The sequence below is a fragment of the Paractinoplanes pyxinae genome (assembly GCF_026626335.1).
In the GTDB taxonomy this organism is placed as follows: Bacteria; Actinomycetota; Actinomycetes; order Mycobacteriales; family Micromonosporaceae; genus Actinoplanes; species Actinoplanes pyxinae.
Window position 1 is genome coordinate 1 of sequence record NZ_JAPNTZ010000012.1, and the last position, 23,847, is coordinate 23,847.

At 69.2% G+C, this 23,847-nt stretch carries 17 protein-coding genes; 8 read left to right on the forward strand and 9 right to left on the reverse strand.

Annotated elements, in window-relative coordinates:
• Window positions 1-158: 158 nt before the first annotated feature.
• Together OWR29_RS30940 and OWR29_RS30945 are read right to left on the reverse strand one after the other, a co-directional pair.
• Window positions 159-2,375 (reverse strand): hypothetical protein, encoded by a 2,217-nt coding sequence (locus OWR29_RS30940; protein WP_267566911.1) that lies wholly within the window; start codon window positions 2,373-2,375, stop codon window positions 159-161.
• Between the two features lie 23 nt (window positions 2,376-2,398).
• Window positions 2,399-2,953 (reverse strand): toll/interleukin-1 receptor domain-containing protein, encoded by a 555-nt coding sequence (locus OWR29_RS30945; protein WP_267566912.1) that lies wholly within the window; start codon window positions 2,951-2,953, stop codon window positions 2,399-2,401.
• A 369-nt stretch (window positions 2,954-3,322) separates the two neighbouring features.
• On the opposite strand from OWR29_RS30945, the gene OWR29_RS30950 reads away from it, so the two are divergent.
• Window positions 3,323-4,582, forward strand: a complete 1,260-nt coding sequence (locus tag OWR29_RS30950) for a helix-turn-helix domain-containing protein (RefSeq protein WP_267566913.1) — start codon at window positions 3,323-3,325, stop codon at window positions 4,580-4,582.
• Between the two features lie 108 nt (window positions 4,583-4,690).
• Here OWR29_RS30950 and OWR29_RS30955 read toward each other — a convergent pair whose 3' ends face one another.
• On the reverse strand, window positions 4,691-6,718 hold the full coding sequence (locus tag OWR29_RS30955) for a glycerophosphodiester phosphodiesterase family protein (protein ID WP_267566914.1): 2,028 nt from the start codon (window positions 6,716-6,718) through the stop codon (window positions 4,691-4,693).
• A gap of 363 nt (window positions 6,719-7,081) precedes the next feature.
• Between OWR29_RS30955 and OWR29_RS30960 the strand changes: the two genes are divergently transcribed.
• From OWR29_RS30960 to OWR29_RS30975, 4 genes are all read left to right on the forward strand, one after another.
• Entirely contained in the window at window positions 7,082-8,500 is a 1,419-nt protein-coding gene (locus OWR29_RS30960; RefSeq protein ID WP_267566915.1) for a type III PLP-dependent enzyme domain-containing protein, read from the forward strand.
• A complete protein-coding gene (locus OWR29_RS30965; protein WP_267566916.1) occupies window positions 8,497-9,804 on the forward strand; it encodes a pyridoxal-phosphate dependent enzyme in 1,308 nt (435 codons plus the stop codon). The genes OWR29_RS30960 and OWR29_RS30965 overlap by 4 nt, the downstream gene beginning before the upstream one ends.
• On the forward strand, window positions 9,804-10,970 hold the full coding sequence (locus tag OWR29_RS30970; protein WP_267566917.1) for an aminotransferase class V-fold PLP-dependent enzyme: 1,167 nt from the start codon (window positions 9,804-9,806) through the stop codon (window positions 10,968-10,970). The genes OWR29_RS30965 and OWR29_RS30970 overlap by 1 nt, the downstream gene beginning before the upstream one ends.
• Window positions 10,971-11,031: 61 nt before the next feature.
• Window positions 11,032-11,754, forward strand: a complete 723-nt coding sequence (locus OWR29_RS30975) for a class I SAM-dependent methyltransferase (RefSeq protein ID WP_267566918.1) — start codon at window positions 11,032-11,034, stop codon at window positions 11,752-11,754.
• 1 nt (window position 11,755) lies between these two features.
• Here OWR29_RS30975 and OWR29_RS30980 read toward each other — a convergent pair whose 3' ends face one another.
• Entirely contained in the window at window positions 11,756-12,271 is a 516-nt protein-coding gene (locus tag OWR29_RS30980) for a GNAT family N-acetyltransferase (RefSeq protein ID WP_267566919.1), read from the reverse strand.
• Between the two features lie 135 nt (window positions 12,272-12,406).
• Between OWR29_RS30980 and OWR29_RS30985 the strand changes: the two genes are divergently transcribed.
• Together OWR29_RS30985 and OWR29_RS30990 are read left to right on the forward strand one after the other, a co-directional pair.
• Window positions 12,407-14,362: a YncE family protein gene (locus OWR29_RS30985; RefSeq protein ID WP_267566920.1), complete on the forward strand. Its 1,956-nt coding sequence runs from the start codon at window positions 12,407-12,409 to the stop codon at window positions 14,360-14,362.
• Window positions 14,363-14,376: 14 nt separating this feature from the next.
• Complete coding sequence (locus OWR29_RS30990) at window positions 14,377-15,411, forward strand: hypothetical protein (protein ID WP_267566921.1); 1,035 nt, start codon at window positions 14,377-14,379, stop codon at window positions 15,409-15,411.
• Between the two features lie 16 nt (window positions 15,412-15,427).
• Here the strand turns inward: OWR29_RS30990 and OWR29_RS30995 are convergent, their stop codons facing one another.
• Together OWR29_RS30995 and OWR29_RS31000 are read right to left on the reverse strand one after the other, a co-directional pair.
• Complete coding sequence (locus OWR29_RS30995; protein WP_267566922.1) at window positions 15,428-17,503, reverse strand: PhoX family protein; 2,076 nt, start codon at window positions 17,501-17,503, stop codon at window positions 15,428-15,430.
• A 106-nt stretch (window positions 17,504-17,609) separates the two neighbouring features.
• Window positions 17,610-19,664 (reverse strand): PhoX family protein, encoded by a 2,055-nt coding sequence (locus OWR29_RS31000; protein ID WP_267566923.1) that lies wholly within the window; start codon window positions 19,662-19,664, stop codon window positions 17,610-17,612.
• Window positions 19,665-19,779: 115 nt separating this feature from the next.
• Between OWR29_RS31000 and OWR29_RS31005 the strand changes: the two genes are divergently transcribed.
• On the forward strand, window positions 19,780-20,145 hold the full coding sequence (locus tag OWR29_RS31005; RefSeq protein WP_267566924.1) for an STAS domain-containing protein: 366 nt from the start codon (window positions 19,780-19,782) through the stop codon (window positions 20,143-20,145).
• Here OWR29_RS31005 and OWR29_RS31010 read toward each other — a convergent pair.
• The 3 genes from OWR29_RS31010 to OWR29_RS31020 form a co-directional block, all read right to left on the reverse strand.
• Window positions 20,119-20,451, reverse strand: a complete 333-nt coding sequence (locus tag OWR29_RS31010; RefSeq protein WP_267566925.1) for an STAS domain-containing protein — start codon at window positions 20,449-20,451, stop codon at window positions 20,119-20,121. The genes OWR29_RS31005 and OWR29_RS31010 overlap by 27 nt on opposite strands.
• A 135-nt stretch (window positions 20,452-20,586) precedes the next feature.
• Window positions 20,587-22,284: a putative bifunctional diguanylate cyclase/phosphodiesterase gene (locus OWR29_RS31015; RefSeq protein WP_267566926.1), complete on the reverse strand. Its 1,698-nt coding sequence runs from the start codon at window positions 22,282-22,284 to the stop codon at window positions 20,587-20,589.
• The gene (locus tag OWR29_RS31020; RefSeq protein WP_267566927.1) at window positions 22,281-23,774 is read right to left on the reverse strand and encodes a PAS domain-containing protein; all 1,494 of its coding nucleotides are present in this window, start codon (window positions 23,772-23,774) and stop codon (window positions 22,281-22,283) included. The genes OWR29_RS31015 and OWR29_RS31020 overlap by 4 nt, the downstream gene beginning before the upstream one ends.
• Window positions 23,775-23,847: the final 73 nt, after the last annotated feature.

Here is a 23,847-nt window from a genome sequence, read left to right on the forward strand (position 1 = left end):
GTCGTTGTCCAGCACGTAGTCGCCGCCGACGCGGTACACCAGCACATGATGGGCGTCGGCCTGCAGCAGATCGGCGTCGCTCCGCTCGGCGCGCCGGTACCACTTGCTCTTCTCGGCCTTCGCGAGGTGCCGCCGGGCGGTGATGGGGTACGTGATGCTCATGCGGCTCCTCCGGAGAAGCTCAGGGCGATGGCGTCGAGGCAGGCCAGCAGGACGTCGGCGGAAAGATCCTTCTGCCCTCGGTTCATCTGGTCGTTGACGATGTTGAAGTCGCGGCGGAAGGGTCCGTGCGCGTGCGGTGGAAGGGCTCGGGCCAGGGCGGCCCCGATCAACCGGGCGTCCTCGTGCGGCTGGTCGCTGACGTCGCGCAAGGCCCGCAAGCTCCGGCGCAGTGCCTGGATGGCTCGCCGGCGGTGCGGCTGATGCCGCAGAACACCCGCCCACAACCGGGCGATGACGTCGACCATCTCCGAGTCCGCCGGTAGGTCGCGGAAGTACTCGATGATCGCCGGCCGGCCCGTTTCCAGACTGGAGGCCTCCAGGACAGCAAGCGTGGCCGCCACGGTCAGCGTGCGCATGCGGACGAAATCGGCCGCGCGCATGCGTTCGACGTTCCCGCCCGGCCCGTACTTGATCATTTTTGGTTCGAGCAGGGCCAGCACCGCCCGGGCATCCGTGCCGGCGTCGTCGCTGAGGTGGGCGAAAAGCTGTGCGAGGGCCCGGCACGCGGACGCCTGCAGATCGTCGGTGCCCGCCGTGAGCTGGCGCCAAAGTTGATTGGCCGACTCGACCGGCGAGGTGAGGCCCAGGTCGCCGCTGAACGCGACAACAGCGCACCAGCGTTGATCGAGATCCTTGCCGGCCGCCCACGACGCCGCCGTCTGGATCGCGACCGGGGCCATCGCGTCACGCAGGCACATGAACCAGAGGATGTAGATCGCCGTCATCTGCCCGTACAGGCCGACCCGGCCCCAGGACCACGGGCCGAGATAGATGTGGTTGACCTCGCCGAAGGCACAGCAAGCGAGCCAGGCGAGTCCGCTGGCGACCGGAACGCTGTCGCCTCGGCTGACGATGTCGTCGAGCCATTCGGCGATCGCGTCCCAGAAGGAGTTGTCGCGCCGCCGCCACAACTCCTCCAGCACACAGCGGCGATAAGCCTTGTCCTTGAAGACGACCACGCTCGTGGTGCCGATCTGAGCCGGCATCTGTTTGACGTCCATCAGGCCGACGCGGTCACCGCGATGGGTCAGCATGGCCTTGGCCAAGGCTTTGCCCTGCTTGGGGGGCAGTCGTTTGACGAGCGCGTCGCGCAGACCCTCCACGGCGTACTCGAAGGTGCGGACGTCGACGTTCTCCAGGAAGCAGAGCGCAGCCACCCGCAGGACGAGCCGGTCGTCCGGATCCTCGGCGAACCACTCGCTGACCTCCTCGGCCGCGTTGTCACGCAACGACCGCAACGCCTCACGCGGGCTCTTGTCGCGTGCGACTTCCTCGGCCACCCCGGCCAGTCCGGCCAGGCTCACTTCCTGGGGCAGGTCCGCGCCGATCTCGTCGACCACCGCGGCGGCCTTTTCTTCATCCAGGCCCTGCCCGCGCAACTGAGCGGTGAGCACGTCGGCCGCGGGCGGGCGCTCCCAGCGGAAGTGCGCCACGCCGCGCACCCCGGTCGTGGTGGTCACGATGAGGTAGGCGCCCGCCTCGGACACCTGATCGCGCACGCTGCTCCACGTGAAGGCCGAGTCGTTGGTGTTCCGCTCGCTCATCCGGTCGACGACCAGGTAGCCGCAGCCCTTGTTGTAGACGCGCTCCGCGAGCTCACGCAGTGTCAGGGACGGAGCCAGCACCACGAGCGGCTTTGCCTTCATCTCGTGCAGCAGAGCAATGGCCCCGGCTCGCCGGCCGTTGCCCGGCGTGCCTTCCAGGACGACCAGCCGCTCCGAGTCCAGCCGGGCAGCGGCTTGATCGAAACAGTCGGGCCGCGCATAGCCCGCGACGACCGCCGCCACATGGTCGGGCGGCAGCTTGCCGGTCACCTTTCCGGCGGTGGCGGAACGCCGCCCGGCATTGGCGAGACCCAGGACGGCGTTGCTGGCGTCCACGGCGGCGTTGAAGTTCATGATGACGCTCTGGGCGCCCGGTCCGCTCTTGCTCTCGGACTCGTCCTGAGGGCGTCGTCGGGTCCATTGCTCGCCGGACTTCTTGTCTTCGCCGGAGCGCCGCGACCCGACTTTGTCGGCGTCATCCAAGAGGTTCTGCTCCGTGCCCGCGGGCTTTTCGTTCGTGTCGTGGTCGACCCGTTCCTCCTGCGGATCAGCGCTCGGTGACGGATCCGAGTCGCCCGGCGGTTCCGGGCTGATGTCGGGTTCGGGCATCGTTCTCGCCTCTGCGTAGTTCGTCAGTTGTTGGAGATGCCGAAGACGCCGTTCGGGGCGTAAACCGTGTCGTTGAAGACGTTGCTGACGGTGGCCGAGGTGGTCGCGCCATCCGCGCCGGGCGGATCGACAAGGTCGCTCAGCCGGTCCATCAAGGGGCGAAGATCGTGCTCGACGGACCGCACCCGAACGGGCAGGAATTGCCGGCTCGACAGTGCCGCCAATTCGGTCGGCAAGGCAACCTGGTCCAGGTGCACGTCGCCGATCAGCACAGGAATGACCGGGATGCCTCGGCCGAGCACGTGGATGATCTCGCGGCGCACCCAGTCGGACGGATCGTCAACGCGGCGCCGGCCGTTCTGGTCCGCCTCGAGCCAACGCACCCCAATTACGGCGACCAGGGCCTGGCAATCGTCCAGTGCCTTCTCGATAGTGGGCGGGAAGTGCGTTCCCAGCGGTATCGAGGTATTGTCCAGGAATACTCGTTGGTCCCCGATCCGGTTGCCGAGAACGTGTTTGATGAATACCGCCGTCATCGGCTCGTCCGAGGTGCGGTAGCTGATAAATACGTCTGTCACGCGACTCTCCCAGGCACTCTGCTGCTCATAAAGAAACGGAAAGTGCGGCGGATTCAGAGTTCCATGATGGATTGCGCAACGGCAAGACGTTTCCCGTCCCCCGTTCGGGCTGCGGCGCGGAGCCCTCAATCTGACCTGCGCGTTTGTACGAACAGCTGATCCGAGTTATAGCGGAGAGTGCTGGGAGGGTAGCCAACAGCAGTCGAGCGCCGGTCCCTTCCGTCAGCGCGTACCACTCGAAGGGCGATGGGCGAGGTGCGTCCATCATGGTCCGATTCCAGATCCAAGTCCTGGTTGCCGGCTACGAGTAATCTGGGCTGCTCGGGCCGGATGAGTCGCTTTCAAGATCGGTTATTGCGAGGCGTGGTCATGGCACTGTCGTTCGGTGCGGAATTGCGGGCGCGCAGGCTGGCTGCGGGCATGTCTTTGAGTGAGCTGGCCAAGTTGGTCAACTACAGTAAGAGTCATCTCAGCAAGATCGAGAATGGAACTAAGGTGCCGGGGGTCATGCTGGCCCGGCTGTGCGATGCAGCGCTGGACGCCGACGGCGTCCTAGCCGCACTGGCGCCGGATCAGCTGAGTTTTTCGCCGGTGCCGGCTGCGCGGCGAGCAACTGCGGCCGGTCGCTGGACGATCCGCCTCGAGCCGGACGGCCGAGGAGCCCTCAGCGACACGCTTGGCGGACACGCAGGCTGGGAATTCCGCGAACTGATGTCCTGGCCTGCCACCGCCGACCGGAGCAACAGCCGGATCTCGGAAATTGTCGAGCTGAGTCGTCAGCAGTTCGATCAGCTTCGCCGGATGTCGCAATCACTGTCCTCGGCCACGATGATCCCGCTCCTGGTCGCTCAGACTCACGCGATGCGCGTATCCGCCGGGTCGACGGACTATCCGAACCCGGCTTTGCTGGTGATGGCGAGTCGTTTCGCCGAGTTGACCGGATGGATGTGCCAGGAGGCGGGCGATGACGGTGGAGCGACGTGGTGGACCGATCTGGCGGTGACGTTCGCCGAGGCCGGCGGCGACACTCGGCTCTCGGCCTACGCGCTTGTCCGGCGGGCCGACATGGCCATGTACCGGCGTAGCGGTATGACGACGGTCGAGCTGGCCCGCCGTGTACAGCGAATCGATTGCGGTGCCCGTATCCGGGCCTTGGCCGCCCAGCGTGAGGCGCAGGGGCAGGCGATCGTCGGCGACGAGAGTTCCTGCTTCGAGGCACTGGATCGTGCTTCCCGATGGTTCGGGCAGGCGGACGACCGGGTCGCTGAGCCCGTTCTCGGCAGTTCCACAGTTTCCGATCCCGTTCGGATGGCCGCGGGGTGGTGCTTCTATGACCTCGGCCGGCCGGAGCGTGCAGTTGAGAGTCTGACTCGCCAGTTCGGCGACCTGCCACCCTGGGCGGCCAGAACGCGTGCGCGGCTTGGCGGTCGTCTTGCCCTGGCGCTTCTGGCGACGGGTGACGTCACGCACGGCTGCACGGTCCTCGCCCAGGCGATCGACGATTGCAGCGGCCTGGGTTCGGCCACCGTCAGAGCTGACTTCCGCACAGCAGTGCCGTATCTCAATCGCTACGCGGGGAACTCGGCCGCTCGGCGGGTCATGCCGCACCTGATCGATGCTTTGGTCTGATGCAATCGCAACGCGAGGCACGATCACGGCGCGACCGGCACATCGTGCGGTAAAAATCGTCGATGTGTTGCGGGACGGGCCGCCTCGCCGGCGGCCCGTCCCTGAGGGTCAGCGCAGGCCGTTGCGGACGGCGACCTTGATCAGCAGTTCGGGGTCGTCGCTGATGAGGCCGTCGACGCCCAGGTCGATCACGCGCTGCATGGTCGCGGCGTCGTTGACGGTGTAGGGCACCACCTTCAGGTCGTATCGGTCCTGCAGCTTGGCTACGACCGGGCCGTGGAAGTAGGCCGGGTTCTGCCTCAGGTACCAGTCGTCGTTGGCCACCGTGCCCTGGGCCGGGTCGTGCACCTGCCAGTTGGCCGAGACGGTGGACGCGCCCGCGGCCCGCACGAGGGCGCCGAGGTCGCGGAAGCGCCACCAGTCCAGGCCGCCCGTCCACGGGCTCTTGACCTTCGGGTCGTTGTAGACAGCACGCAGCGAGCACTCGTCGGCCAGGGTGGCGCACTCGGCCGGGCCGTACTGCCAGACCAGCGCGACCGTCTCGATCCGGTGGTCGAGCGTGCTTGCCAGGCGGATCGTGCGCCAGTCGAACGACTGGATCGTCACGCGGCGCTGGAGGCCGGCCTTCTGGATCGCCCGCACGAGTTTGGTGGTGAAGATCGCGTACGGCTCGGTGTCGTCGACCAGCGGGCTGATCTTCGTCTCGATGTTCATCCGGATGTCGTCGCGGCCGCTGCCTTTGACCAGCGCGAAGAACTCGGCCAGGGTCGGGATGCGGGCCCCCGGCACGGCGACCTGACCCGGCACGACCTTCGATCCGCAGTCCAGCGTCTTGATCTGCGCCAGCGTGAGGTCGTGGACGAGCTTCCCGACGTACGGGTATTCGGGGTCACCGGGCTGGGCCGGCGCCGTGTCGACGCAGTGCGAGCCGTTGATCGTACGGTCGTGCAGCACCACCAGCCGGCCGTCCTCGGTCACGCCGGTGTCCAGCTCGAGCGTCGAGATGGCCGGGTTGGCCAGCGAGTGCTCGAAGGCGGGCAGCGTGTTCTCGGGTCGCGTGGCCCGGCCGCCCCGGTGCGCCTGGATGTCGAACGGCGACGCGTACTTCTTGGGCAGCTTGTAGCCGCGCGCGGCGAGCAGCGTCCGCAGCCGGTCCGGGTAGTCGGTGATCAGGCCGTCCACGCCGTCGTCGAGCAGCTTGGCCATGGTCGGCACGTCGTCCACCGTCCACGGGACGACCTTGATGCCGTACGCGTGGGCGTGCACGACCATCGACCGGGTGACGTACGGCCGGTAGCCCGGGTCGGTGATCGTGCCGTTCTGCGGGAAGCCGTGCACCGGCGAGAATGCGTACGCGCCGAACGTACGGATGGCCCGGATCGGGTCGCCGCCGAAGTCGTCGATGTCGAGGCCGCCCAGCCACGGCGAGGCGCCCGGCTGCCCGGTCTGCAGGAAGTCGTAGTTGGTCAGGGCGACCAGCGGCAGCCGCGGCTCGACCTGGCGCATCCGCTTGAGCGCACCCCAGTCGAAGCTCTGGATGGTGACCTGGCGCAGCATCCCGGCCTTGCGGATCTCGGCTGCGGTGACTTGCACGAACTGCTCGCGCGGGGCGGTCTCGGTGGGCGCGCCCGCCTCGACCTTGGTCTCGACGTTGAGCTTGACGCCGTCCGCGTGGTAGCGCTTGACCAGGGCGAAGACCTCGCGCAGGAGCGGCATGCGGGCACCCGGCACGGCCAGCTGACCGGGCTTGTCGGCCAGCGTCTTGGAGCCGCAGTCCATCGTGCGCACCTGGGCCAGGGTCAGCGTGTTGATGTACTTGCCGACGTACGGGAATTCCGGGTCGCCCGCGGTGACCGGCGCGGTGTCGGTGCACTTGTTGCCCGAGACCTGCCGGTCGTGCGTGACCACCGCTTGGCCGTCCTCGGTGATCTGTACGTCGAGCTCGAGCGTGCTGACGCCGAGCTGCAGCGCGTTGCCGAACGACGCGAGCGTGTTCTCCACGCGCAGGCCGAGTCCGCCCCGATGTGCCTGCAGGTCGAAGGACTTGCCGCCGGCGACGGCCACGCCCGGGGTGATGAGCGGGCCGGCGAGCGCGCCCGCCGCGAGCAGGGCGATGGCTCTTCTATTGATCCACACTGTTGTCTCCTTTCCTCTCCGGCAGCCTCAGCGGGACGCGCGACGACCAGGCGACATCCACGTGAACCGATGCCTACGAGTCGGGTGCGCCCGGGGGTGCGGTCCCCGGGCGGGCGCATGAATGAATGCAGACATGCTCAATTGACAGCGGTTCGCCGAATCAATCGCAAACGCATTGACATATGTCGGAGCGACGACACATACCGTTGAATGAATTTATTCCCTCTGGCGAGCCGCCCGGCCATCGGATACGTTGATGAAACGCATCTCCGAAATGTCGACGCTGACGCACTGACCTGCTCCAACGGCCATCCGGGGAGTCGTACTGTGCCTGATTCCAGCCCCCTTCAGCTGACCCCGAAAATGGAATCGATCACCCAATCGGTTCTCGCCCAGGCCCCCCTGCTACGACAGCTGACCGACGGCCTCGGCTCTCCGCTCAACATCGTTCTGCCGGACGCGCTGGACGCCAATGTGGAGGCTTTCCGGGCGGTCTATCGGCAGCACCGGCTGCGCGGGAACATCTATTTCGCGCACAAGGCCAACCGGTCCTCGGCCCTGCTGCGCCACCTGGCCGGCGCCGACGCCGGTGTCGACGTGGCCTCGCTGGCCGAGTTGCAGCACGCGCTCGGCGCCGGGTTCGGCCCGGGCCGGATCATGGCCACCGGCCCCAAGAACCGTGAGTTTCTCCTGCTGGCCGCGCGCACCGGCAGCACCGTGAACGCCGACTCCCTCGACGAGCTGAGTGAATTGGCCGCCCTGGTCGCGGCGGGCCGGCTTCCCCGCGTACGAGTAATGGTGCGACTGGCCGAATTCGCCTCCCGCGGCGTGCGCCTGGTCAGCCGTCGCAGCCGCTTCGGTGTGCCCGCGGCCCGGCTGCACGAGGCACTGGACCGGATCGAGAAGCACGCCGACCAGCTCGAACTGACCGGGGTGGCCTACCACCTCGACACCATCGGCCTGCCCGAGAAGGCGCTCGCGCTGGAGGGCTGTGTGGCCGCGCTCGACGAGTGCCGCCGCCGCGACGTGCCGGCCTGGTCGATCGACATCGGCGGCGGGTTCGGCGTCAACTACCTGGCCGACGGCGAACAGTGGGAGCGCTGGACGTCCGAACTGGCCCAGGCCGTGCTCGGGCGACGGCCGCCGCTCACCTGGAACGGGCACGGGTACGGGCTGCGCAACGAGGCGGGGACGCTGCGCGGGGCGCTCGGCCTGTATCCGGCGTACCGGCCGGTCTCGGGACCCGGCTACCTCGACCAGCTGCTGACCACCACCGCGCCCGAACTGCGCCGGCCGCTCGGGTCGCTGCTGCTGGACAGCATGATCGACCTCGACGTCGAACCCGGCCGGGCGCTGCTCGATCAATGCGGGATCGTGCTGGCCCGGGTGCTCGAGGTGCGCGAGGGGCCGGACACCCTCGTACGGCTGGAACTGAACTCGCGGGATGTGAGCCTCGAGGAACACGGGGTTCAGATGGATCCGGTTGTCATCCCGCAGAACTCCGCCGGCTTTGCCGGGCCGGCGGAGGTCTATCTGTTGGGCAATCTGTGCCTGGAGTCCGACCTGATCACGCGGCGCAAGGTGGTGCTGCCGGTGCGGCCCCGGCCCGGCGACCTGCTCGCCTTCGTCAACACGGCCGGCTACTTCATGGACTTCAGCGCCACCGGGGCCCTGCGCCAGCCGGTCGGCCGCAAGGTCGCGCTGTTCCGCGCGGGCGACCGATGGAGCTGGTGCCTCGACGAGCAGTACTGGCCCGTCCCCGAACGCGCGGAGGCAGCATGAGATTCGACGACATGACCGAGGCGATCGGCAACACCCCGCTGGTCCGCATCGATCCGGCCGTCCACGGTCTGCGCAACATCGACCTGTACGCCAAGATGGAGCTGCTCAATCCGTTCGGCTCGCTCAAAGACCGGGCGGCCTGGCAGATGGCCCGCCCGCTGCTGGCCGGCGCGGCCGAGCGCGGCGACACGGTGGTCGAGCTCTCGAGCGGCAACACGGCCAAGGCGCTCGCCATGATCGCGGGACTGCACGGGCTGCGCTTCAAGAGCGTCACCAACCGCATGAAGGTGCCCGAGATCAAAGACCTCCTGCTGCTGCTCGGGGCCGAGATCGAAGAGCTGCCGGGCCAGGCCGAATGCCTCGACCCGAGCGACACCGAGGACCCGCTCGCGCGCATGCACCGCACGCTGACCAGCAACGGCAGCGGCTACGTGCACACCGACCAGTACTTCAACGAGCGCAACGTCGAGGCTCATCTGCACGGCACCGGGCCCGAGATCATCAAGGACCTCGACGGGCGGGCGCCGGACTACTTCATCGCCTGCGTGGGCACCGCCGGGTCGTCGACCGGGGTGGCCCGGGCGTTGCGGCAACACGCTCCCGACGTACGGGTCATCGGCCTGGTCGCCGCGAAGAGCGACTTCATCCCCGGCATCCGGACGATCGACGAGGTGCACGAGGTCGGGCTGTTCGAGCCGGGCGTCTACGACACGGTCGAGACGATCACCGCCGACGACGCCATCGACGGGCTGCTGACGCTGGTCCGCCGGTGCGGCACGCCGGCCGGGCCGACCGGCGGGGGCGCCTTCCACGGCGCCGTCCGTCACCTGCGGGCGATCGACGGCGGCCTGACCGAACGCCGTACGGCCGTCTTCATCGTCTGCGACCGGGTCGAGAGCTATTTGTCGTACGTACGAGAGAGGCGTCCCGGGTTGTTCGGGCGCCCGGCCAAGCGGCACGACGTCCGCACGCTGACGGAAGCCGAGGTGGCCGACGCACCCACGGTGGAGATCGACGAGGCCCTGCGGTGGCCCGGCCTGGTGGTCGACCTGCGCAGTCCGTACGCGTTCCAGGCCCTGCACATCGACGGCTCGATCAACATCGTCGACGAGTTGTTCGCCGAACTGCTCCACGGTGGACTGCCGTTCAGCCGCCGGCAGCCGGTGCTGCTGGTGTGCCCGGTCGGCGAGAAGTCGGCCCGCTACGCCGCGCTGCTGACCCGGATGGGACACCCCTCGGTGCGCTCGCTGGCCGGCGGCATCATCGCCTGGCGCGACGCCGGCGCGCGGCTGGTGCGTGACTGATGACGCTCGCCCTCGACCTCGACGTCCGCTCCCAGTTCCCCCAGCTGGTCGCCCACCCCGACGTCGCCTACCTCGACAGCGCGGCCACCGCCCAGAAGCCGCAGGCCGTCCTGGACGCGGTGGTGGCCTATCTGAGCAGTGAGAACGCCAATGCCGCGCGAGGCACCTATCCGTGGGCCAACCGCACCACGGCCCGCATCGCGCAGACCCGCGACCAGGTGCGCCGGTTCCTCGACGACGCGTCACCGGCCACGTCCGGCGTGCACTTCGTCAGCGGCACCACCGAGGGGCTGCGGTCGGTCGCGCTCGACTGGCTGCCCACGGTGCTGAGCGACGGCGACGAGATCATCGTGCCCTTCGCCGACCACAGCGCGAACCTGGTGCCCTGGCTGGACGCGGCCGAAATGCTGCGGCGGCAGGGTACGCGAGTGGTGGTACGGCCGACGCCGTACGACGAGGCGCACGACTACGACGTGGGCCGGCTGCCCGTCGGCCCGCGTACCCGGCTGATCGCGGCCACCCACGTGCATCACGTCTACGGCAACGACATGAATGTGCACCGCCTGCGCGCGGCGGCCGGCCCCGAGGTCGCCATCTGCCTGGATGCGGCCCAGAGCTTCGGTCACCTTCCCCTTTCGGTACGGGAGTTGGATGTGGACTTCGTCGTCTTCTCGGGCCACAAGGCCATGGCGTTGCCGGGCGTCGGGGCGGTGTGGGCGCGCAACCGGCGGGGCCCCGCCTTCACCCCGGGCGGCTGGAACGGCACGCCCAACACCGCCGGAATCGTGAGCCTCGCCGCCGCCATGGACTGGCTCTCGTCCGTGGGCCTGTCGCGCATCTCGTCGTCGATCGTCGCGCTGGGCGCCCGGCTGACGGCGGGGCTCGCCACCATGCCCAGCTACGAGGTGCTGGGCTGCCAGGACAGCCTGGCCGCGGGATCGCCGGTGCAGCGCCGGCACGGCATCGTGACCTTCCGGCATCGCGAGATCGACTCCAACGACCTCGGCTTCATCCTGGCCGCGGACGGTCTGCTGGTCCGCGCCGACGGCCACTGCCAGGGCACGCAGGGCGAGAAGACCTCTTCCGTACGCGTGAGCTTTCAGGTCTATAACACGGCCGAGGAGGTCGACCGCTTGCTCGCCACGCTGTCCGCCCTCGAGTCCTAGCGAAAGCTCACCCATCCTGTTAGAAATGGTTGTCGTTTTCGATCACACCGAGGATGGGTTCATGCTCGCGCTCGACTCCGCCCGCCGGCGCACGGCCTGGGACGAGGTGATGACCGGCTTCGTGCCTGGCCTGGCCACGCTGGAGGCCGCCATCGGCACCGCGACCGAGTCGGTGCTGGGCCGGCCGCCCCGCCGCGTCCTCGACCTGGGCGGCGGCCCCGGAGTGGTGGCCTCGCGGATGGCCGACCGGTGGCCCGGCGCCCGGGTGACGCTGATCGACATCGACCCGGTGCTGCTGGCCCTGGCTCGCGACGGGGCGAGCCCGGCCGTCACCGTCCTCGACGCCGATCTGGGCGAGCCCGAATGGGCCGACCCGGCCGGCACCGGCTATGACCTGGCCACCGCGTTGATGACCGTCCACTATCTACGCCCCGAGCGGATCCGGGCCCTCTACCGCCGCTGCCGCCAGGCCCTCGATCCGGGCGGCCTGCTGGTGGTGGCCGACCTGATGCCCGACGACGGCCTGCCCACGGTTTCGGCCGCCCTCAACCCGGCCCCGGGCGAGGCCGCGGCCGAACTGGCCTGGGCCCAGTGGTGGGGCGAGGCCACCGCCGCCTTCGGCGACCTCATGGCCACGCGGGCCGCGGTCTTCCGCGACCGCCCCGCCGCCAACTTCGCCGGCTCGGTCGGCTGGCACATCGCCGCCGCCCGCGCCGCCGGTTTCCGTGAGGCCGGCATTCTCTGGCGCGACGGCCGCCACGCCGCCCTGGCCGCCCTGGCCTGACCTAACGCATGCCGAGCCACTGGTCGGCGTCCCACGCGCGGAAACGCTCGACCTCGGTGAACCCCAGCTTCTCGGCGAGGCGCATCGAGGCCACGTTCGCGGTCTGGGTGGCCAGCACCACCGGCTCGCCGGGCAGGACACTGTCGAACCAGTCGAGCGCCGCCGCGCACGCCTCGGCGGCGTACCCGAAACCCCACGCGCGCGGCAGGAACAGGTAGCCGAGGTCGACCTTGCCGACGGCAGCCGGGCGGTGCCGGGAGGCCCGCCGGAGCAGGACCTGGCCGATCATTGCCCCGCCGAGCTCGACGACGAAGCTCCCGGGCCACTGCTCGGGCACCTCGGGCAGTTCCCGCTCGAGCACATCGTGAGGGCGAGGGCCGCCCAGGTAAGTGTGGACCTCGGGCGACGCCAGCAGCTCGATGAACTGTGGACGGTCCCGCGCCTCGGACCCGCGAAGCACAAGCCTCTCGGTCCGGATCGGGGTCGGCGGCCAGGCGACGGGTCCAAGTTCAGTCATGGCGACAGCTAACCAACCGCGATCCACAAAAGTTGATCTTTTCCCGTACGATGTCGCTCCGCGTCCCGGGTCGCCGGGCGCGCGATATCGGGGAGCACCATCAGCATGCACAAATTTCGCCATGCCCTCACGGCTGTGATCGTGACGGGTTCGGCCGCGGTCGTCGTGGCCGCCGGCCCCGCTTCTTCTGCTGCCGCCGCCACCGTGGCCACCAACTCCAAGTTCGTGCCCATCGCATCGGTCAGCGACATGCTGGTCAACCCGGCCCGCAAGCGGGTGCTGATCGCCGACGGCCAGAACGGTCGCCTGATCGCCGCCGACTACAACGGCTCGTTGTACAACCTCGTGACCGGCCTGCCCGGCATCGGCGGCCTGGCCCTGTCGGCCGACTCGGCGACGCTGTACGCCGCGGTGGCCAAGCGGAACGCCATCGTCGCCTTCGACACCGCGACCATGGCCGAGACGAAGCAGTACCCCCTGCCCAGCATCGCCCAGCCGAAGACGCTGGCCCGAGTCGGCGGAACGCTCTACTTCGGCTACTCCGGTGACCCCGAGGTGACCTCCGGCGGCAATTTCGGATCGCTGAACCTGACCACGGGCGCGGTCACGGGCGGGCTGCACAAGGGCAGCATCCACGACGCGCCGCAGCTGCTGACCGCGCCCGGGACATCGGGCCGGCTGGTCCTGGTCGACCGGTCGAGCAACGCCACGACCGGCGGCAACATGTTCGTCTACGACGTCTCGGGCAGCACCCCGGCGCTGACGGCGAGCGAAACCACCGGCGCCGGCTTCGTCCGCGACGCCGCGCTCAGCACCGACGGTTCGACGATCACGGCCGTCGGTTCGCCCTGCCGGACCTTCGTCGCCCCCGTCGCGAACCCGCATCAGCGGACCGACGCGTACGAGCAGCTCTGCGACGGGACGACTGTCGACATCGACCAGGACGACGACCGGGTCGCGCTCGGCTACGGCAGCACCCTGTCGGTCTATCCGGCCGGCTCGTCGACGGCGGAGCAGAGTTACACCTTGCCGGCCGTCCGCACCGGTGACGCGCCGGACTTGCTCGACGCGGTCGTCTCCGAGCCGGGTGGGCCGCGGCTCTTCGCGGTCAGCCACAACGCGCGCAGCGAGTTCCACCTGTGGGCGCTCAACCAGCCACCGAAGATCGTTCCGGTGATCACGCTGACCGCGCCGGCAACCTCCCCGTACGGCAGTCCCGTGACGATCACCGGCACGATCACCGGCGTGCCGGCCGGAACGACTCTCTTCGTCCACCGCGACGGCCCGACGTCGTCGCAGGGGCTGCCGCAGGCCGTTGTCGACGCCGAGGGCCGGTTCACCGTCACCGACACGGTCAAGTCCGGCGGCGACACGATCTACTCGTTCTCGTACATGGAAACCAACACGATCGCCTCCGCCCAGGCCAAGGTCACGGTCGCGATCGGCAAGGCGCCGGTGACGCTGTCGGTGTACCCGGCCAGCGCGACCGTCGCCTACGCCAAGCACACCATCGTCAACGTCAAGGTCAGTGGAGGTCTGGTGCCGGGCGAGGTGGTCGAGATCTGGTCCGACCCGTACGGCGCCGACCTGCCACCCAAGCTGGTCCACCGCGAGTCGGTGAGCGCCAGCCGCGGCGTCGGCACGGTGATCGTCCCGACGCGCAACCTCGGCCTGACGGTCAAATACCTCGGCACGGCCGCGACCGCCCCGGCCTCGGCCCGGGCGTTCATCTACTCCAAGGTCGCGGCCTCGACGACTACCTCGCGGCAGTACAAGACGGCGAACATCGGCTCGGTCTCGTACATCCACTTCCGCAACACGGTGAACCCCTACTTCACCACCACGATGACCGCGAATCCCGGCCGCAAGGCCCGCCTGCTGTTCGAGGTGCACTCGGGCGGCACGTGGAAGCCTTGGAAGACCGTCGACACGTCGCTCAACGCGTCGGGCAAGTCGTACTACACGCTGACCGGGACGCACTCGACCGGCGTCTTCTACCGCGTGCGGCCGGCCTACCTGACCGGCACCTCGGGCGACAGCCTCAACTACACGACGTACGGCGCGTACCGGTACTTCACCTTCACAAAGTGACTCGGGGACTTTTCATGCACAAACTTCGGGTTGTTCTAGCAGGTGTCATCGCCACCGTCGTGGCAGTGACCGGTGGTGTCGGCCCGGCTGGCGCCGCCGAGTCCGATCCGGTGGTGCCGACCATCTCGCTGGTCTCGAACTCGCAGTACTCGTGGTCGAGCCCGATCGGTATACGAGGCAACGCGACACCGGCGTTGCCGGCCGGGGCCGAGATCAGCGTGCGCCGCACCGGCCCGCAGCCGGGTTCCGAGGTGACACTGCCGACGGTCCGGGCCGGCGCCAACGGGACGTTCGTCGTCAGCGAGCCCGGTCTGCAGGCCGCCGGTGAAGTGACCTACACGGTGTCGTACGCCGGGAACGACGTCCTGGGCGCGGCCACCGCGAGCAGGACGATCCGGATCACCAAGACCGACCTGAGCATGAACGTCGACCCCTACATCGCGTACGGCTCGTACAACGCGACCTCGCGGTTCAGCATCCAGCTGGGCGGCCCGCACAAGCCCGGGCAGGTGGTCGAGGTCTACGCCGACCCGTTCGGCAACGATTTGCCGCCGAAGCTGATCAAGCGAGTCGAGATGCCGGCCAACGGCCAGACCTTCGTGTCGGTCACCGCGACCCGCAGCGTCGGCCTGACCGTGAACTTCCTCGGCACCGAGCAGTTCAACGCGAAGTCGCGCCGGGCGTGGATCTACACCACGATCCCGGCCTCGCTGGCCGTCACGCGGCAGTACAAGACGGCCAACCTCGGCACGGTGTCGTACGCCCACTTCCGTAAGACGGTGAACCCGTACTTCACGACCACGATGAGCACCAAGCCCAACTGCCGTCAGCAGCTGCAGTTCGAGGTGCACTCGGGCGGTCAGTGGAAGAAGTGGAAGAACGTCGACGCGTCGCTCAACTCGGCCGGCAAGTCGTACTACACGCTCACCGGCACGCATTCGACGGGCGTCTTCTACCGGGTGCGCGCCGCCTACATCCCGGGCATCTCGCTCGACAACGTCAACTACACGACCTACACCCCGTACCGCTACTTCACCTTCACGAAGTAGCGGTACGGGGCACCGGTCAGCTGCCGATCGGGCCGCCGTCGAGGCGCCACGAGACCACCACTGACGGCTTCGCGTAGTCGCCGTCGGGCCAGGTGGAGACGGGCTTGTCGACGGTGGCGCCGCTGATCTCGCCCGGGTGCTGCACCGCCACGAAGACCGAGCGGTCGTCGCCGGTGATGAACGGGCCGCAGGTCTCGGCGCCGCGCGGCACGGTGAGGAACTGGCGCAGGTGGCCGCGCTCGGAGCCCTCGATCGGCGTCGCGAAGAGGCCGTCGTTGGTGCCCAGGGCGTTGCCGTCGGTCGAGATCCACAGGTTGCCGGCGCTGTCGAACGCGACGTTGTCGGGGCACGAGATCGGCGAGACGGCCGTCTTGTCGTACCCGCCGAAGTAGGTGTCGGCGGCGGCCGGGTCACCGCACACGATCGGCAGGGTCCAGGTGAAGGACTCGCCGGTGTGGTCGCCCTTGTCCTCGGTGATCTCGAAGATGTGGCCGTGCTTGTTGGCGCTGCGCGGGTTGGCCTCGTCCACGCCCGGGTTGGTGCCGACGGCCCGGTTCGTGTTGTTGGTCATGGCCGCGTAGATCTTGCCGGTGCGCAGGCTGGGCTGCACGTCCTCGGGACGGTCCATCTTGGTCGCCTTGACCGCGTCGCCGGCCAGGCGGGTGTACGTGAGGATGTCGGCCACGGTCATGCCGGGGACGAACGACTTGTTGCCCGACACGAGCTTGGTCCACTTACCCGTACCGTCGAAGGCGCCGTCCGACGGCAGCTTGCCGGTGCCGTCGATCTCGGCCGCCGCGCTGTCCCCGGTCACCTGGGCGACGTAGAGCGTGCCCGACTCGAGCAGGGTCAGGTTGTGCCGGCGGTCGCCGGGGCGGTACTTCTTCTCCGACACGAACTTGTAGAGGTAGTCGAAGCGCTCGTCGTCGCCCATGTACGCCACGACGTGCCCGCTCTTGGCCACGATGACGTTGGCGCCCTCGTGCTTGAAGCGGCCCATCGCGGTGTGCTTGCGCGGCGGGGCGTCCGGGTCGAACGGGTCGACCTCGACGATCCAGCCGAAGCGGTTGGCCTCGTTAGGGTGCTTGGCCAGGTCGAAGCGCTCCTGAGCCCGCTCCCACTTGCGCGAGCCGCTCGGGTAGCGGGCCGTGGTGGTGATGCCGTAGCGGTTGAGCTTCGGCTTGTCGGCCTCGGCCACGGCGTCGCCACCGACGAAGTACTGGTTGAAGTTCTCTTCGCCGGAAAGAACGGTGCCCCACGGGGTGACGCCGCCGGCGCAGTTGTTGAGCGTGCCGATGACCCACTGACCCTTGGGGTCGGCCGCGGTCTTCACCGCCGCCGTGCCGGCCACCGGGCCGGTCAGCTTGAACTTCGTCTCGAGGGCGGTGATCCGCTTGTTGTAAGGCAGCCGGTTCTTGCGTACGGGCTTCCACTGCCCGCTGCGGCCGACGCGCTCGATCTCGACCACCGACAGGCCGTGGGCCGCGATCGCCACCTTGATCTGTTCCACGGTGAGCGCGTCCAGGCTGGTGAAGCCCGGGAACATCAGCTCCTCGTTGGTGTACTCGTGGTTGACCACGAGCAGCGCGCGCTCGTCCGAGTTGCCGAACGGCAGCACGCCGACGAAGTCGTTGTTGTAGCCGAACTGCAGCGACTGCCGCTTGGCGGTCTGCTTGTCCAGCTCGAACTCGGGCGCGCCGGCCACGACCGGGTCGCCCCAGCGGATCACGACGGCCGAGTCGTAGCCGTTGGGCACGATCAGGTTGTCCAGCGTGTTGGGCGGGATCGCCTTGAAGCTGATCTTCCCGGCCTTGCCGGTGACCTTGGGAGCGGTGGCGACCGGGGCCGGCGCGGCGCTTGCCGGGACCGCCGCGGCAGCCGAGGCGCCACTCACTCCGAGGACCAGGGCACCGGCGGCGCCGGCCCGCATCACACCGCGCCGGCTCATCGACGCGTTGACGACATCACCGAGGTACGGGTTGTCCGACGTGTTGGGCGCCGGGTGGTCGCAAGCGTTGCCGCAGCGGTAAAGACAGGTCATGGCGTCCCGCGAGCCACCACTGTGGCCCAGCAGGGGTAAAAGTCGACGCATCGGCTCTCCTTGATCGTCCTGGCCGCACCCATGGTGGGCTGCCCGAACGTTAGGAGAGCCGATGCGGAAGGAACCACCGGCTGCCGGTGAACGGAGAGTAAACGCTCTAACTACCGATGCGTCCTCCGTCGAGCCGCCACGTGACCACGACGGCCGGTTTGGCGTAGCTGCCGTCCGGCCACGTCGACGCCGGGTTGTCCACGGTGGCGCCGGTGATCTCGCCCGGGTGCTGCACGGCGACCAGAACCGAGCGGTCGTCGGCGGTGATGAAAGGGCCGCAGGTCTCCGCGCCCGGCGGAACCGTCAGGAACTGCTTGAGGTGACCGCGTTCGGGACCCTCGATCGCGGTCGCGAAGAGTCCGTCGTTGCTGCCCAGGGCGTTGCCGTCGGTCGCGATCCACAGGTTGCCCGAGCTGTCGAAGGCGACGTTGTCGGGGCACGAGATCGGCGACACCTTGGTCTTGTCGTAGCCTCCGAAGTAGGTGCCCGGATCGTCGGGATCGCCGCAGACGATCGGCAGCGACCAGGTGAAGGACTCGCCGGTGTGGTCCCCGCCGTCCTCGGTGATCTCAAGAACCTGGCCGTGCTTGTTGGCCACGCGCGGGTTCGCCTCGTCGACGCCGGCGTAGGTGCCGACGCCGCGGTTCGTGTTGTTGGTCAGCGCGGCATAGATCTTGCCGCTGCGCAGGCTGGGCTGGACGTCCTCCGGGCGGTCCATCTTGGTCGCGCCCACCTTGTCGCCGGCGAACCGGGTGAAGGTGAGGACCTCGACGGCGGTCATACCGGGCACGAACGACGTGGTGCCCGAGACCAGCTTGATCCACTTGCCCGTACCGTCGAAGGCGCCGTCGGACGGCAGCTTGCCGGTGCCGTCGATCTCGGCCGCGGGGCTGTCGCCGGTGAGCTGGGCGACGTAGAGCGTGCCCGACTCGAGCAGGGTCAGATTGTGCTTGCGGTCGCCAGGGCGGTAGCGCTTGTCGGAGACGAACTTGTACAGATACTCGAACCGCTCGTCGTCGCCCATGTACGCGGCGACGTGCCCGCTCTTGGCCACGATGACGTTGGCGCCCTCGTGCTTGAAGCGGCCCATCGCGGTGTGTTTGCGCGGCAGCGCGCCGGGATCGAGCGGGTCGACCTCGACGATCCAGCCGAAGCGGTTGGCCTCGTTGGGGTGCTTGGCCAGGTCGAAGCGTTCCTGCGCCCGTTCCCAGCGCCGTGAGCCGCTCGGATAGCGGGCGGTGGTGAGGATCCCGTAGCGGTTGAGGCGGGCCTTGTCGGCCTCGGGCACCGCGTCGCCACCGACGAAGTACTGATTGAAGTTCTCTTCGCCGGACAGCGCCGTGCCCCACGGCGTGAGGCCGCCGGCGCAGTTGTTCAGCGTTCCGATGATCGTGGTGCCGCGCGGGTCGGCCACCGTACGCAGGAACGGCGAACCAGCCGCCGGGCCGTCCGCACGGAAGGGCGTGGCCAGCATGGTCAGGCGCTTGTTGTACGGAAGTCGCTTTCCCCGTACGGGCTGCCACTGCCCGGTGCGGCCGACGCGCTCGATCTCGACCACCGACATGCCGTGTGCGGCCATGGCGGCCCGCACCTGATCCACGGTCAGCGCTTCCTGGGTGGTGAAGCCGGGGAACATCAGTTCTTCATTGGTGTACTCGTGATTGGACACGAGCAGCGCGCGGCGGTCGCTGCCCGGAATCGGCACGACGCAGAGGAAGTCGTTGTTGTAGCCGAACTGCCTCGACTGGCTCTCGCCGGTCTGGTGCTCGAGGTCGAAGGCGGGCGCGCCGGGCAGCACCGGGTCACCCCAGCGGATGACCACGGCGTGGTCGTAGCCGTTGGGGACGATCACCGTGTCGATCTCGTTGGGCGGGATCGGCTTGAACGTCAGGGCCGCGCCGCTCGGGGCCGGCGCGGCAGCTGCCGGGACCGCCGCGGCGGCCGGACCGCCCATTCCGAGGACGAGGGCGCTGGTGCCGCCCGCGGCCAGCAGGCCCCGGCGGGTCAGGGCGGCTGCGGCAATCTCGCCGAAGTACGGATTCTCCGAGCCGTTGGGCACAGGGTGATCGCACGCGTTTCCGCAGCGGTACTGGCAGGTCATGGCATCGCGGCCACCGCCGTGACGGCCCAGCAGGGGTAACAAACGGCGCGGTTCGGGCATCGCTGACCTCCATCGACGTTGATGAACATCAGGTAAACACGAATCGGTGATCCACTGCTCCGTTTCGCCCGATGAAAGTCATGGACAGGCCATCTGCGCCGGATACAGAGGGATCATGAGCTTCTCCATCGAGAGGGACACCGACCGCACCGGCAAGACGACCTACCTCTTGCTGGGCGGCACCTTCGACCGGGCCGCGCACCGCGATCTGAAGCGGGCCCTGCGGGACGCCTTCGCCCGGACGCGCCAAGGCCGGGTCGTGCTCGACGTGGCCGGGGTCGGCGAGATCAGCAGTGAGTGCGTCGAGGTGCTGCTGACCGGGTACACCACCGCGCTGCGGGGCGGCTACGGCTTCGAGGTGACCAACGCGCGCGGCTCGGTGCAGCTGCTGCTGGAGGCGACGCGGCTGTGCCCCCGTCGCGAGGACGACACGCTGTATGCCCCCGCTTGGCTCTCAGGCAGCCCGGCCGACGTTTCGTAGCCGGTGAGTGGCCACGCCGGCGGCGCTCAGGCGGTCGGCGATCGACTCGGACGTGCTGTCGAGGAACACTGCGACCTGGTGGTCGTCGCCGAGGTGGCAAGCGGCGGCCAGGGTGCCCAGGTTGATCGGGTCGACCTCGTGCACGTCGTGCAGGTCGAGTACGAGGCGCAGCGGCCGCAGGTGACGAAGGGCGTACACCAGCGTACGGCGTAATTCGACCGCGTCGTCGGCGCTGAGCGCGCCGTGGGGCTGGATGACGAGCGTGCCGTCAGGGGTGGTTTCGACGTCGACCGTTGATGCGGTCATCGCGCATACCTTTCGTTACCCGCTGTTCTCCGAGGTGTCAGATTAGGGCCTCGACCCGAGGTCGTCGACTGCGCCGGGGAAGAATTCACCAGGTCACGACAAGGTCACATCGACCCCGTCCGTTCACTTCCTACGTTATGACCCGACGAGCACCGCTTGACCCGGTAACCCGCCTGAACTTTGCGTGAACTTGGATTCCAGCTGGTCAGCGGGCTGCGGCCGGTTCAGGTGGTACCCCTGAAGGAGGTCCACCCCGGCCTCGGCGAGCGCGGTGGCGGTCGGCTCGTCCTCGACGCCCTCGGCCACTACGGTCAGGTTGAGGGATCGAGCGATGGCGATCACCGAGTGGATGATCGTCGCCCGGGCGGGTGAGTCGTTCATCCGCATCACGAACGAGCGGTCGATCTTCAGCTCGTCGATCGGCAGTTCCGGCAGCAGCCCCAGCGAGGTGTAGCCGGTGCCGAAGTCGTCGATCGCGACCCGGATGCCGGCCTCGCGGATGGCCGCGAGCCGGGCCGCGGCCTGGTCGGGCCGGGTCAGCACGGCCGTCTCGGTGATCTCGACGGTGAGCAGCCGGGCCGGCAGCCGCTCCAGCTCGAGCAGGGCCAGAATCGTCGGCACGGCTCGATCCTGGGCCAGGTAGGCCGCCGACAGGTTCACCGAGACCGGCACGTCGTGGCCAGCCTCGTGCCACTGCGCCGCCTGGTGCAGGGCCTCGGCCAGCACCCAGTCGGTCAGCTCCAGAATGACGTCGGAGCGCTCGGCGTCGGGCAGGAAGACGCCCGGCGGAAGCGTGCCGCGCTGCGGGTGCTGCCAGCGCACCAGCGCCTCGACGCCGTGGATCTCGCGGTCGCCGCTCGCCCGGTGCAGCGGTTGGTAGTGCAGGCGCAGGTGGCCGGCGCCGATCCCGGTCCGCAGTTCGGTCAGCTGCCGCAGGTCGGCGCGCTGCCCGGTGCCGATCTCGGGGGTCCACACGACCACGCCGGTGCGGTCCTTCTTGGCCGTACGCAGGGCGGCGGCCGTGCGGCGCAGCACCTCGGACAGGTCCCGGTGGTCGGCCGCGCAGACGCCGGTGCTGCTCTCGACGCTGACCGGGACGCCGTCGACCAGGTGCGGGCCGCGGATGACGTCGGCCAGCCGCCGAGCCAGACCGGCCGGTCCGGGCACCGGCGAAGTGTCAGCCACGAGCACCAGGAACTGGTCGCCCTCGAGACGGGCGATCAGGTCCCCGGCCCGGCAGGCCGCCCGCAATCGGGCCGCGACCCGCTGCAGCAGCGTGTCGGCGCCGTGCCGGCCGAGCACGTCGTTGATGTCCTGGAAGCGGTCCAGGCCCAGGTGGATCACGGCGGCCAGGGTGCCGGCCTCCAGACGCTGGTGGGCCTCGGAGAGCGCGGCCGAGCGGTTGGGCAGGCCGGTGAGCCGGTCGGTGCGGGCCAGCCGGGCGTAGCGGCCGGCCATGGCGATGAGCAGGCCGTCCACCGGGGCGATGCCGTACCGCCCGTCCGGCCACCGCACCAGCAGCGGCTCGTCGTGCAGGCCGGGCGGGCGTTCGAGGGCGGCCTCGGCGGCCAGCTCGATGTCGGTGTCGGCCGCCAGCACCCGGGTCTCGCCGCTCTCGGCCAGACCGGCCAGCGGGCCCAGGTCGCCGGCCCGGCGCTCGATCACGCCCCGGGCCACCAGGGACGGGCCGGCCGCGGGGGTCGCGACGAGGACGCCGGGCAGCAGCGGCTCGGCTTGCAGCCGGGCCGCCACCTCGGCCACCGGGGTGGTCGCGGGCAGGATCTCGACGGGCAGGGCGATCTCGCCCAGCTTGCGGGGCAGGCGGGCGGTCACGGCGCCGCCACGTCGAAGCAGGCGCCCTCGATCACCTGCCGCCCGTCCACAGTGGCCGGGCGCAGGCGCAGCCACAGGCGGCCCGCCTCGAAGTCGGCCGGCTCGCCGTGAGACGCGGCCGCGAAGGCCTCCCGCAGCCGGTCGTGATCATCGGCGGCGAGCACCGACCGGAACGCCGCCAGCAGACCGTCGGCCGGATCGGCCTCGCCCAGAACCGCCGCGGCGTCCCCGGCCGAGCTGGTCAGCCGCGGGTCGCCGAGCGGACCGGCGACCGCGGTGAAACGGAAGACGGCCAGGCGGTGGGTCAGCTCGTCCAGGTCGCGGCGGCCAGTCTCGAGCGCTATTTCGGTCGTCCGTTCCTGGGTGCGGTCGAGGATGACCCCGTCGCACAGCGTCGTGCCGTCGGTGAGCCGGTAGAGCCGCCCGACGCCCTGCAGCCACCGCTGCCGGCCGTCCTGGCGGACCACCGCGCCCTGCCACCGCCACGGCTCGAGCGTGATCAGCGAGACGTGCACGCTCTCGGCGAACGAGCTCATGCTCTCGTCGGCGATGATGTCCATGATCAGCCGGGGGTCGGCGATGATCTGCTGCGGTTCGAGGCCGTAGATCTCGCGGCAGCCGTCCGAGATGAACGTGAAGGCCTGAGTGCCGTCGGGGGCGAAGCGCAGCTGGAAGAGCATGCCCGGCGCGTTGTTGACGGTCGACCGGAACAGCCGTTCGCTCTCGCCGAGCAGATCCTCGCTGCGGCGGCGGGCGGTGTCGTCGATCGCGATCGAGCACACGCCGTAGACCGAGCCGTCGGGGTCGGTGAGCGGGAACCGGGTCACCACGTACTGGCGGATCTGGTCGCCGAACGGCAGCTCCTCGAGCGCCGTCAGCGCCTCGCCGGTGCTGATCACGTGCCGGTCGTGGGCCCGGCCGGAGGCGGCCACGACTTCGGGCAGCACCTCGGTGTCGCGGTGGCCGACCAGCTCGTCCGCGTCGACCTGGAAGACCCGCTCGTACTCGGCGTTGACGAACAGGTAGCACCCGTCGAGGTCCTTGGCCGAGATCATGGCCGAGGTGTGCTCGAGGATCGCGTTGACCAGCGTGGTGCTGCGCTGCAGGTCCTGTTGGGCCCGATGCCAGGCTGTCTCGTCGGACAGGAAGGCGCAGAACCCGTCCGGCAACGGGTCGAGGATCATCGTGACGCGCAGCTCGGCGCCGTCGCGGTGACGGGCCGGCACCTCGGCCCGCATGCCTTGCCACGGCTCGTCCGAGGCCAGCCGGCGGGCGAACGCGGCCGAGTGCGTCGAGCGCAAGTGACCCGGCACCAGGGTGTCGGCGAGGGGACGGCCCACCATCTCGTCCCGGCTCCAGCCGAACAGGCGTTGCGCCGCGGGGTTCCACTCCCGGATCAGGCCCCGGCGGTCGACCTCGACGTAGGCCAGAGAAGTGACCCGCAGCGTGTCACCGGGCGAGGCGACCAGGGAATTGTCTGCGGTTAACACGCCCGCTTCATCGGCTGCCGGTCGGCGGGCATGAGCGTTTGACTTCGCAACGTGAACCCCACCTCTCCTTTTC

Coding starts and splice junctions, on each gene's coding strand:
- OWR29_RS30940 (WP_267566911.1), bottom strand. CDS start 2,375: ATGCCCGAACCCGACATCAGCCCGGAACCGCCGGGCGACTCGGATCCG.
- OWR29_RS30950 (WP_267566913.1), top strand. CDS start 3,323: ATGGCACTGTCGTTCGGTGCGGAATTGCGGGCGCGCAGGCTGGCTGCG.
- OWR29_RS30960 (WP_267566915.1), top strand. CDS start 7,082: ATGGAATCGATCACCCAATCGGTTCTCGCCCAGGCCCCCCTGCTACGA.
- OWR29_RS30965 (WP_267566916.1), top strand. CDS start 8,497: ATGAGATTCGACGACATGACCGAGGCGATCGGCAACACCCCGCTGGTC.
- OWR29_RS30970 (WP_267566917.1), top strand. CDS start 9,804: ATGACGCTCGCCCTCGACCTCGACGTCCGCTCCCAGTTCCCCCAGCTG.
- OWR29_RS30975 (WP_267566918.1), top strand. CDS start 11,032: ATGCTCGCGCTCGACTCCGCCCGCCGGCGCACGGCCTGGGACGAGGTG.
- OWR29_RS30980 (WP_267566919.1), bottom strand. CDS start 12,271: ATGACTGAACTTGGACCCGTCGCCTGGCCGCCGACCCCGATCCGGACC.
- OWR29_RS30990 (WP_267566921.1), top strand. CDS start 14,377: ATGCACAAACTTCGGGTTGTTCTAGCAGGTGTCATCGCCACCGTCGTG.
- OWR29_RS30995 (WP_267566922.1), bottom strand. CDS start 17,503: ATGCGTCGACTTTTACCCCTGCTGGGCCACAGTGGTGGCTCGCGGGAC.
- OWR29_RS31000 (WP_267566923.1), bottom strand. CDS start 19,664: ATGCCCGAACCGCGCCGTTTGTTACCCCTGCTGGGCCGTCACGGCGGT.
- OWR29_RS31005 (WP_267566924.1), top strand. CDS start 19,780: ATGAGCTTCTCCATCGAGAGGGACACCGACCGCACCGGCAAGACGACC.
- OWR29_RS31010 (WP_267566925.1), bottom strand. CDS start 20,451: ATGACCGCATCAACGGTCGACGTCGAAACCACCCCTGACGGCACGCTC.